The following is a 10,579-nucleotide window of genomic DNA, read 5'->3' on the forward strand; positions in this document are numbered from 1 at the left end:
CTCACTTTCACGCAATCGTCGCTCAATCCTCAATAGGCGTTGTCACGCTTGAAGAAGGTCAGAAGCATGATCTGGAAGTCCAGCCAGAGGCTCCAGTTTTCAAGGTACCAGAGGTCACACTGGATACGCTCACCGAGATCCGTGTCGCCCCGCAGTCCGTTCACCTGCGCCCAGCCGGTCATGCCGGGTTTGGAGTGATGGCGCGCATTGTAGTGCGGGATTTGATGCTTGAAGCCGGCAATAAGCTCAGGGCGCTCCGGACGCGGGCCAACGAGGCTCATCTCCCCCTTCAACACATTCCAGAACTGCGGCAGCTCATCAATGTTCCACTTGCGCATGAAGGCCCCAACCTTGAGGCGGCGCGGATCGTCTTTGACGCACCATTGCGCGCCCTTGGCAGACTCGGCATTTATCTTCATGGAACGGATCTTGATGATGCTGAAGGGCACCCCATTGAAACCCCAGCGGCGCTGGTGATAGAACACCGACCCACGTGACTCCAGCCACACTGCGGCGCTGAAGAAGGCAATGATCGGGGCGCTCAGCACGAGCCCAATTGTTGCGCCCACAACATCGACAATGCGCTTGGTCATGACATTGAGCGTGTCATCCAAAGGCAGCCGAGTGACTCCCAGCACCGGAGTGCCGGCGATGGTTTCGAGGGTGAGACCGGAAACGAACACTCTGAAATATGAAGGGATGACCTTGAACTGGATCATTTCACGTTCGCACAGATTGGCGAGGCTGATCATCTGCTCACGTGGGCCATGCAGATCCGCAACGACGACCATGTCCACGGCGTGGGTGCTGACGAGGTGCTCCACTTCGTGAAGATCCCCCAGGCATGGCACGACTTCGTCCACCGGACAGCCATCCTCGTCACTGCCAGTCCTGACCCAGCCCATGATGTCAAAGGAGCCGGTCTGGTCCCGCTTCATGGTCTTCCACAAGGAAACTGCCTCAGCATTCCATCCCACAAACAAGGTGCGCTGCTGCAAAGCCTCAATGCGGCCCGGCGCACGCAGGCATGAGATGAAAAGCGTGCGCCAGCCCAGAAGAAGCAGCAACGCGGTGGCTCCATTGAGCATCACATAGACACGGGAGATGCTGGGCTCCAGCTTCAGAGCAAGCGTGATGGCAAGGAACCCGGCCGTCCAGACGAGCACCCCCTTGGCAATCTTGGAAGACACCCAGCGGGTGCGCAGCAGCACATTCTTGTGATAGATCTCCTGCCAGCCCAGCACAAGGATGAGCGACAGGCTCCCAAGCGCCATATGGCCGCCATACTGACGAAACGACATGCTGTCGAAATTTCCAATTTCACGGAGGACCGTATGGAACCGAAGCCAGAAAGCCAGATAAGCCGCCAAGATGGCCATCACCAAGTCACCCAATACGCTGACGAGCACCCAAAAGTGGGGGGACAACTGCTCATTTTCCCGCCATGCACGCCGTGCTTCGAGTGCCTGGAACACGGCACCCGTGTCTAGCATCTTGGAATGAGTGTTGGTTGCTTCCATGGCCTTAAAGTCTACTGAATACCCTAAATTATACTCAATATAGGTTTAGCGGCAACCGAATACTATGGAAATTATCTCATGTTTGGAAAAAAGAACCGTTTAGCGTATCATTTTTGATACTTTATTAACCCGACGGCTTCTTACGCCGACTCAGAAAGTTAGCTTAAGACCCGCCACGAGACCGCGTCCCGGCAGCGGAATACGATCCTTGAGGACAGAGGTATGCTCACGGGCATCTTCATTGGTTAGGTTCATGCCTTTGACATAGAGATCGAGGGTGGTTGGCCCCTGAACAATGCGGTAGGTCAGGGTCAGATTGACCAGAAAGTAGCTGTTGGTTCGGGCTTCATTCATCGCCAGCTGGCTTTGTGGCGCGGCATAGATGCCTTCGAGACGAGCACCGAAAGCACCGCGCTCCATGCTCAAAGTGCTGGATAGGTGGAACGGCGGAATGCGGGGCAGAGACAGACCCGTTTTGGTATCACGCGCACGCACCACGTCGGCACGCAACTGCAGGTGCAGGTTGTTCTGGTGCTCGGAGGGCTCGGAGGTGATGGGATGCAGCAGGTGGAAGGTGGCCTCCATTTCAGAGCCGATGAACTCCGCATTTGTGGCCTGATAAATCAGCTCGTTGTAGCTCTCACCCCCGACGACATGCACCACACCCGTCGGAAACTGGCCGATGAAGTTGCTGTAGCGATTGTAATAGCCGCCGACACTGCCGGTGACCCAGCCGATGCGCTTCCGCACATTGAGATCAAAGCCCAATGACTTCTCCTGCTGGAGGTTGGGATCACCGATTTCGAAGGCACCGGTGGCTGCATGCGTGCCATTGGCAAACAACTCCTGATAAGTTGGAGCACGTTCGGCACGGTTGATGGTGAATGCGACGGCGTATTCATCGTTCGGAGTGAAGACGATGCCCACCGAGCTGCTGAGATTGTCAAACCGTCGTGCCAGTGCCGGACCAAAGGCGGCGCTGTTGAGTGATTCCACGGAGATGTGGTCGTAGCGCCCGCCAAACTGGAAGCTCAGCGGCCCCCGGCTGATGTCTTCATAGAGAAACACGGCATCCGCCTGCGTGATCGTCGATGGCAGAAAGGCCTCATCTCCGGAGGTGCTGAACTCGCTGCGGTCTGACTGATAACCGACCACGCCTTCCATCCCGGCGATCTTTTCATGCTTCACCTCCACACGGGCATCGTAGCCATTGTTCTTGAAGAGGGTGCCCGGCATGCCGCCGTCGTACTCGGTGTGCTGGTAGCGGGAGGTGGCGATCTTGTAGTTGATCTCCTTGATGCGCGGCAGCGGCTTGTAGAAGGCACCACGCACATCCAGGCGCTGCTGATGCATGTCGATGACCACATTCTGCTCGGCAGGAGAGCCGTAGTTGGTGTGAAACTCCGTCCAGGCGAAGCCGAAGAAACCTTTGTCCCAGATGTAGCTCAGACCGCTGGTCACACCTTCGGAACGAAGGTTGCTGTTGGGCATGATCTTGCGTGTTTCAGTCTCACCTGGAGGCAGCGGATTGATGGTCTGCTCGTTGGTTGTTCGTGCATTGCCGGGAATGCGGAAGTCCTCAGCCGCACGCGTAAAGGACTCCACATGAAAGGCCAGGCCTTTGTAACCGCCTTCGACCATGACGCTGGAGAGATAACCGTTGTCTACGGAGCTGTAGCGACCTCCCAGTGCACCACGGATTGTGCCGTCGATTTTCTCGTCCACGATGCGGCCATCGATCGAATTGACGACACCACCAATGGCGTTCGAGCCATAGAGCAGTGTTGCAGGACCACGCACCACTTCGACGGACTTCAGATTGGAAGTGTCAAAGCTCACGGCGTGATCCACGCTGGTGGCGGAGGCGTCGATGGTATTGAGGCCGTTTTGCAGAATGCGAACGCGGTCTCCATCCAAGCCGCGGATGATGGGCCGGCTGGAAGCAGGGCCGAAGTAGGAACTGCTGACGCCGGGCATGCGGGCCAGGGTTTGGCCGAGGCTGGGTTCGATGGCGAGGGTCAAGTTTTGGCCGCTCAGGATTGAGGCGGCCTGGGCTTGCTGGAAGAGGGGGCGCTGCAGGGGGGCGGTGATGACCATCTCGTCCAGAGGGATGTCTTCGACATGGTTGTCGGGGGTGGACATCTGCTGGATTTTTGTGTCGGATTCCGCAATCAGGGCGCCGTAGGAGAGGGTGAAGAGGAGTCCGAGGTGGAGTCGTTGTGAGATAGTGCAAGTGAGTTGCATGATAGTTGATCAGATATGCAAACTGATTGCAATTGCAAATCATTTGTATTTTCGATTTCGTATCCTAATTTTTGTTTATGAAGCTTTTTCTCCGCTCCCTTGGTTTTCTGGCTGCCGCACTTCCTTGCTTTGGCGCCACCAAAGTCGCCACGCTGCATCCCATCCTGGCTGATCTGGCGCAACAAGTGGGTGGGGCGAATGTGGAGGTGGTCGAGATTTTGAAGCCGGGGGCTGACGTTCATCATTTTGAGCCGGCGCCCAAGGATCTGGCGGAGATGCGCGGGGCGAAGCTGCTGCTGGCGTCTGGCAAAGGGCTGGAGAGCTTTTTGGACAAGCTGCGCGACAGCCTGGGCGCTGGAGTGAAGCTGGTGGAGGTGGGGGAGAAGATTCCGTCGATCCCGTTTGAGGAGCATCATCATGAGCATGCGGAGAAGGATGGTGATGAGCATGATCATCATCACCACGGGTCGGAGGACCCGCACTGGTGGCACAGCGCGGAGAACATGAAGCGGGCGGCGCGTGTGGTGGCGGATGAGCTGAGTGCGGTTGATCCTGCCAATGCGGCGGCGTATGCAGCGGGGGCGAAGGCGGCGAGCAAGCGTTTCGGAGAGCTCAAGAACTGGGCACAGAAGGAGATCGCGAAGGTGGGGAAGAAGGATCGGCTGCTGGTGACGGCGCACGGGGCCTTTGGGTATTTCTGCAAGGAGTATGGGTTTGAGCCGATTTCGCTGCTCGGCATCGGACGGAGTGATGATGCGTCATCAAAGCATGTGGCGGAGACGATCGAGGAGATCCGTGAGCATGGGATCAAGGCGGTGTTTCCGGAGGATCAGGCGAATCCGAAGGTGCTGGCGGAGATTGCGCGCAGCACAGGGGTGAAGATTGGTGAGCCGCTGATTGCTGATGGCACGGCCAAGGTGGCGCACACGTTTGAAACGATGCTGGCTCACAATGTGAGGTCGATTGTGGCGGCGCTGGCTCCTGCTCCTGCTGCTATACCGGTGAAATGAGGTGCACGGCGAGCGACGGAAGACAGACCGGCATCTCACTCACGTTATGAAATTCACACCACAGCACCTCCAGATTCCGGCTAAAGCCGGTACTACAAAACGTGCGCTGGCTGGTTTCAATGCTGGGGTGAAGCGGGGCCTCCAGAACGGGCTGAAGCCCGAACTAAGTACACAGAAGAGCCGCGAAAATGTGGAAGTTGTTCAAGAGCGCACGATGAAGGCAGAGATTTCCAACCGGAGCTTTTTTTACAGTCGGTGATATCATGAGAGGTTTTCCGCCCATCCAGATTTTTTTGCTCGCCCTCACGTTCATCGTGCTGGCGGTGCCGCTGAGCCATCTTACTGGCACGGTGACTCAGGCGAAGACTGATGCGGCGAAGGTTGAGGAAACGCAGCATGTGAAGACCTTGCTGCGGCTGCGGTATGCGCACAAGCCGACGACGCTGAGCGTGAAGATTGCTGACAAGGAATTGATGGCTGAGATTGCAGGCTCGCCGATTGAACTGACGACTTCCCTGCCCGCTGCGAAGGATGGGGTGGATGTTTTTTTGAGCGCGACGTGGGCGGAAGGAACCCCGGATACTTCGATCACGCTGGAGCTGGAGCCGGATGGGTTTGCGACTCGGAGTGAGACGCGCTGGTCTTCGGCGGGCAGTTTGGATGAAGTACTTACCTTTGAATGGAAATGAGTGCTGCTGTTCCCCATGTCCATACCAAGGAGCACGTCTGCTGGGGCGGAGGTTGCGCGCATACGCCGCATCACCGGCTGGAGGTGGTGGATCTCAGCGTGCAGTATCAAGAAGTGCGAGCGCTGGAGAAGATCAACTTTGCGACGGAGTGTGGTCGGAGCATGGCCCTGATTGGCCCCAATGGTGCGGGCAAGAGCACGTTGTTGAAGTCGCTGGCGGGGCTGATTCCCGGGGGCGGCGGCAAGATTTTGTGGCGTGGCAAACCGTTGACGCGGAGCAGCCATGAGATCGCCTATCTGCCACAACGCGGGGACGTGGACTGGAATTTTCCGATCACGGTGCGTGGTCTGGTGGAGATGGGGCGCTATCCGAATCTCGGGTGGTGGCGGCAGTATTCTCGGCATGACGCGGAGATCGTCGAGCGGGCGCTGAAAAGCATGGAGCTGTGTGATTTGGAGGATCGCCAGATCAGTGCGCTTTCTGGCGGGCAGCAGCAGCGGGCGTTCATCGCCCGTGCGCTGGCGCAGGAGGCGCATGTGCTGCTGCTGGATGAGCCGTTCACGGGGCTGGACAAGCCGGCGCAGGAGAATCTGAGCCGGTTGTTTAAAGAGCTGACGGCTGAGGGACGGCTCTTGATTGCGAGCCATCACGATCTGCAAACGGTGACGGGGAATTTTGATGATGTGCTGCTGATTCGCCGGCATCAGATTGCGTTTGGGCCGGTGGGTGAGGTGTTCACGCCGGGGAATATTGCGAGTGCGTATGAGAGCGGAGAGGGGCGTGGCCAGGCCCAGAATTTAAACCACTGATGGGACACTGACTGCACACTGATCCGATCCTCCAGAATTCTGATGCCCCAACTGAATGAGCGTATGAACAGACTGAACCAAACCATTGCACCGCAGAGATTAGAAGACCGCAGAGGCCGGAGATTAGAGAGATGATCTGACAGGCATGCCGCCTTTCATTGAAAACAGGCCTGTATTTGGGCAATGAAATTCACCACAGAGACACGATGAACACAGAGTTTTTAAAACGGATTTTGAGTCAGCATCTCTGTGTTCATCGTGCCTCTGTGGTTAAAATGAGGCTAGCGTCATCACCCCTGGTGAGTTTGAAGGTATTCTCGGCGGCCTTCTAATCTATCGCGGTGTAAATCTGCATTTTCCTATGTCCACCTTTACTGATTTCCTTGCTGAACCGATTGCCAAGCGGACGCTGATGGCGTGTTTGATGATTGGGTTTGCGAATGGGTTTGTGAGTGCGTTTGTGGTGCTGCGGAAGGATGCGCTGAAGATTGGGACGTTGTCGCATTCGCTGCTGCCGGGGATTGCGCTGGCAGTGTTGATCGGAGGGCTCACGCAATGGAGTGCGCTGGCGGGGGCGATTTTTGCGGCGCTGATTGTGGGCCTGGGATCGATCTTTTTGTCGCGGACCTCGCGGCTGGATCAGGACACGGCGATGGGGGTGCTGTACACGACGGCGTTTGCGGGAGGGGTGCTGATTTTGAAGAATCTGGACATGCGGCAGAAGCTGGATGAGTGGCTGTTTGGCAGCATTGTGGGGATGGCGGACTCGGATTTGTGGATCGCGTTTGGGATCAGCGCGATTGCGGTGATCACGCTGACGGCGCTGCAACGGCCGCTGCTCATCTATCTGTTTGAACCGAACATAGCGGCGAGCCTGGGTGTGCCGGTGCGGCTCCTAAACTATGCGACGTTTGCGGTGACCATCCTGGTGCTGATTTCATCGCTGCAGGCGGTGGGGTGCATTCTGAGCGTGGGGCTGATGGTGGCTCCGGCGGCGACGGTTTATCTGCTGACGAACAATGCGCGCACGCTGTTCTGGGGTGGTGGGATTATTGGCGCGGTGGGGTCGGTGGCGGCGTTCTTTTTGTCGTATCCGCTGGGGTGGAGTGTGAGCGCGACGATCATTGTGGTGCTGGGGGTGTTCTTTGTGATCGCGTATGTTTTCAGTCCGAAGTACGGGCTGTTTAGCAGGCGGCGTGGGGTGGCGTAGAGGGGCTGAGGTCGATGTGGCAGACTGTATTTGCCAGATCGCGGGATCGATGAACCATCCATTTGCACCGCAAGAGCGGCCTTGTATCATACTACTCACTGAACACCCCGCCGGGGAGTTTGTTTTCTGGTTGCTTCATGATCTCATCCCTTCCTCCCGAAGAATTCCTCAACTGGCTCACTCAACGCGTCAGCCGCAGAGAAGCGCTGGACTGCGATGTCCCAGAACAAAAGGCGCTCTACGAGCCGATCTACGATGAGGATCCCGACGATCCCGTTAGGCTTATGCGCAAATGCATCAGCCGCCAGCCCGTGCAGAGTTTTCAGACCTTCTCGGGTTTTCGTGGATCGGGGAAAACTACTGAACTCTTCCGACTCCGTCATTGCCTCCGGCAGGATGGCTGCCTTGTCTTCTATACCGATGCGCTGAAGTATCTCTCACCGGCCGACACGGTTGATATCGCCGACATGCTCCTCGTCATCGCCGGCGCCTTTAACGATCAGCTCATTGATCAGGGTTATGGAGATGACATGAAGGAATCATGGTGGAGTCGTGCGTGGCACTACCTAAAGACAACAACTGTTGATGTCACCGGCCTTGAGGCTGGTGGCGACATCGCGGGTGCCGAGGCCAAGCTTAAAGCAGCCCTCCAGACCTCCCCTTCTTTCAGGCAGGAGGTCAACAAGGCCCTTGTCCACCGCATCCGCGAACTCAAGAACAAAGTCGATGAGTTCTTTGCCGAGAATATCCAGCGTGTCCGTAAGAGTGCTAAGGTCAAAAAAGACGTCAAGATCGTATTCATGTTCGACGGCCTGGAGCAGATCCAGGGAACGCGCAGCAACGAGAATGATGTCGTGGACAGCATCACCCGTCTGTTCGCCAACAGTCGCGAGATGTTGGAGATTCCCTCTGTGCATCTCGTCTATACTGTGCCGCCTTGGTTGAAGTTCGTCATCCCCGGTTTTCAGACCCGGCTCATTCCGACCGTGAAGTTGTGGAAGAAAAAAGACCGCGCACGAAATGGAGCGGGTCATGCCACCATGTTAAGCATTTTGAAACTGCGCTTCACTGACGAGGGTTTCGAGCGCTTCTTTGGACCGTTGACGAAGAAGGGCAGCCACCATCTCGCCGATGAACTAATCGAACACTCCGGTGGCCACTTTCGCGATCTGCTCCGACTCACGGAGGAGGCCATCCTTCGCTGCGATGATGTCCCTGTGACCAAGGAGTCCATCAATCATGCTATCGCTTCCATTAGGAGGAACTTCCTGCCCATCTCCCGTGAGGATGCCCTTATTCTTCGTGAGATCGCCGAGCATCGCGATGCCATCCCCCAGACCACCTCACCCGCTGAGGTAAGCCGCCTTGCTCGCTTCCTGAACACCCACGTTGTCCTCTACTTCATCAATGGTGACGAGTGGTATGATCTACACCCGCTCATTCGTGATGAAGTCTATGAAATAACGAAGCGAGCCGCCGCCATCGCCACCCATACGGAATCCGGTGAATCCGCTTGATGAATCCATCATCGCTGCACTGCGCACCGACTATGCTCTGTCGGAGTCCAGGCAGTGGCGCATGCTCTTGCGCCGTCTGGAGCTGAATCAAGGCTTTACCTTTCACACCGTCATCGCGCCGGATGTTTATGGCGTCGAGATCGCCCGCCGCACTCTGGAGGAGTGGGCCAAGGGCAAGGGGATGAGGTTTCATGTCATCACCGTCAAGGAGTCCGAACCACCGGAAACGCTCACCCTGACCCTTCTGGAGCACCTCCCGGCAGATATCGGCCTTGTGTGGGTCCAAGCAGACGGCCCATCCCCCGGATCGCATCCCGATCCCTTCATCAAAGCCGTCTGGCATCCGGTGGCTGCCATTCTCAACAGCCGCCGAAACCTTCTCCAGCGAGGTCTCCCCATTCCCCTCATCCTTGCAGGACCCGAGCCGCTACAGGTCATGCTGCGCGAGCATGCCCCCGATCTCTGGTCCGTCCGCGCCAGCGTCACCTATCTCGATTCTCCGGGCCGCAGCCTTGAGACTGAAGTCAATGAAAGCCAGTTCAATGATTCCACCAGCATTAGCGGCGATCCCGATTTCACTCTTGCTGAAGCCGCCAAACTTGAGGGAAAACCAGAGCAATCACTACAGCTGGCCTCCCTGCTTTTTCGTGCGGGTTTGCAGTATCGGAACAAACAGCAATGGAGCAACGCCGAACGCTGCCTGAGCCGTGCCTGGCAACTCCGTGAGGAATTTCATGCCGTTCCGGAAGAGCGCTGGGAAACTTTGAATCAGTTGGGCATTCTTTTTGAGGATCTAGGGGACTACCTCCGTGCGGCATACTACTACCAACAAGCGTACGAACAGGCGTTGATCGCTTTTGGCTCTGAGCATCCCGACAGCTTGGGCAGCAGAAGTAATCTGGCGAATGCGCTTTTTGACCAAGGCAAGAATGCAGAGGCGGAGGCAGAGCATCAAGCAGTGCTGAAGACGCGACATCGTTTGCTTGGCGCGGAGCATCCTGATACTTTGGCAAGCCGGAGCAATCTAGCTAATGTGTTTTATAAACAAGGAAAATTCGCGGAAGCGGAAACAGAGGGTCGCATTGTGCTGGAGGCTTTGAACCGTGTGTACGATGCTGAAGATCCTCATATATTGAACATTCGGGGTAATCTAGCTAATGCACTGTTTGCCCAAGGCAAGCATGCTGAATCGGAGGTAGAAAGCCGTGCAGTTCTCGCGGCACAACAGCGCGTGCTGGGCGAAGATCATCCTTCAGTCTGTAGGAGTTGTTATAATCTAGCGCTGTGCCTGACGAGTCAGGGTAAGTTGAAGGAAGCGTTGGCGCTTATGCAGCGAGCAGAGAAGGGCTGGCACAAGGTTTTTGGGGGTGATCATCCGGATGCTAAACATGCCAAACTTAGCCGCGAGCGTATTGAGGCACGGCTTCAGAAGACGGAAAACAATGACTCTTAAACACTAGGCAGTGTTTTAAAACTTCTTGAAAGGCTGCATCCAATCGATGACGGCGGCAAAAGCCAACAGAGAGGTGAAGTGCAAGGCAAGTTTATCGCGGCGCAATGACAAGCAGGCCCAAAGCTTG

The 10,579-nt window shown here is 56.5% G+C and carries 9 protein-coding genes; 7 read left to right on the forward strand and 2 right to left on the reverse strand.

Translation table 11 applies throughout. The annotated features are described in order from the left end of the window. Positions 1 to 29: 29 nt before the first annotated feature. Both WAW39_RS17705 and WAW39_RS17710 read right to left on the reverse strand, forming a co-directional pair. Positions 30 to 1,520 carry an exopolysaccharide biosynthesis polyprenyl glycosylphosphotransferase gene (locus WAW39_RS17705; RefSeq protein WP_422320515.1) on the reverse strand — a complete coding sequence of 497 codons (1,491 nt, stop codon included), beginning with the start codon at positions 1,518 to 1,520 and terminating at the stop codon, positions 30 to 32. A gap of 150 nt (positions 1,521 to 1,670) precedes the next feature. Further along, positions 1,671 to 3,764: a TonB-dependent receptor gene (locus WAW39_RS17710; protein ID WP_422320516.1), complete on the reverse strand. Its 2,094-nt coding sequence runs from the start codon at positions 3,762 to 3,764 to the stop codon at positions 1,671 to 1,673. A gap of 77 nt (positions 3,765 to 3,841) precedes the next feature. On the opposite strand from WAW39_RS17710, the gene WAW39_RS17715 reads away from it, so the two are divergent. The 7 genes from WAW39_RS17715 to WAW39_RS17745 all read left to right on the forward strand — a co-directional run bounded on the left by WAW39_RS17715 (position 3,842) and on the right by WAW39_RS17745 (position 10,452). Beyond that, positions 3,842 to 4,774: a metal ABC transporter substrate-binding protein gene (locus WAW39_RS17715; protein ID WP_422320517.1), complete on the forward strand. Its 933-nt coding sequence runs from the start codon at positions 3,842 to 3,844 to the stop codon at positions 4,772 to 4,774. A gap of 46 nt (positions 4,775 to 4,820) precedes the next feature. Next, positions 4,821 to 5,033 (forward strand): hypothetical protein, encoded by a 213-nt coding sequence (locus tag WAW39_RS17720; protein WP_422320518.1) that lies wholly within the window; start codon positions 4,821 to 4,823, stop codon positions 5,031 to 5,033. Positions 5,034 to 5,037: 4 nt separating this feature from the next. Further along, on the forward strand, positions 5,038 to 5,463 hold the full coding sequence (locus WAW39_RS17725) for a hypothetical protein (protein ID WP_422320519.1): 426 nt from the start codon (positions 5,038 to 5,040) through the stop codon (positions 5,461 to 5,463). Continuing rightward, positions 5,460 to 6,272 (forward strand): metal ABC transporter ATP-binding protein, encoded by an 813-nt coding sequence (locus WAW39_RS17730; protein WP_422320520.1) that lies wholly within the window; start codon positions 5,460 to 5,462, stop codon positions 6,270 to 6,272. Before WAW39_RS17725 ends, WAW39_RS17730 begins: the two co-directional genes overlap by 4 nt. A gap of 412 nt (positions 6,273 to 6,684) precedes the next feature. Continuing rightward, positions 6,685 to 7,482: a metal ABC transporter permease gene (locus tag WAW39_RS17735; protein WP_422320523.1), complete on the forward strand. Its 798-nt coding sequence runs from the start codon at positions 6,685 to 6,687 to the stop codon at positions 7,480 to 7,482. A gap of 137 nt (positions 7,483 to 7,619) precedes the next feature. Further along, a complete protein-coding gene (locus WAW39_RS17740) occupies positions 7,620 to 8,999 on the forward strand; it encodes a hypothetical protein (RefSeq protein WP_422320521.1) in 1,380 nt (459 codons plus the stop codon). Next, on the forward strand, positions 8,986 to 10,452 hold the full coding sequence (locus tag WAW39_RS17745) for a tetratricopeptide repeat protein (RefSeq protein ID WP_422320522.1): 1,467 nt from the start codon (positions 8,986 to 8,988) through the stop codon (positions 10,450 to 10,452). The genes WAW39_RS17740 and WAW39_RS17745 overlap by 14 nt, the downstream gene beginning before the upstream one ends. Positions 10,453 to 10,579 lie beyond the last annotated feature (127 nt).

The organism is Prosthecobacter sp., from assembly GCF_049294395.1.
GTDB lineage: Bacteria > Verrucomicrobiota > Verrucomicrobiia > Verrucomicrobiales > Verrucomicrobiaceae > Prosthecobacter.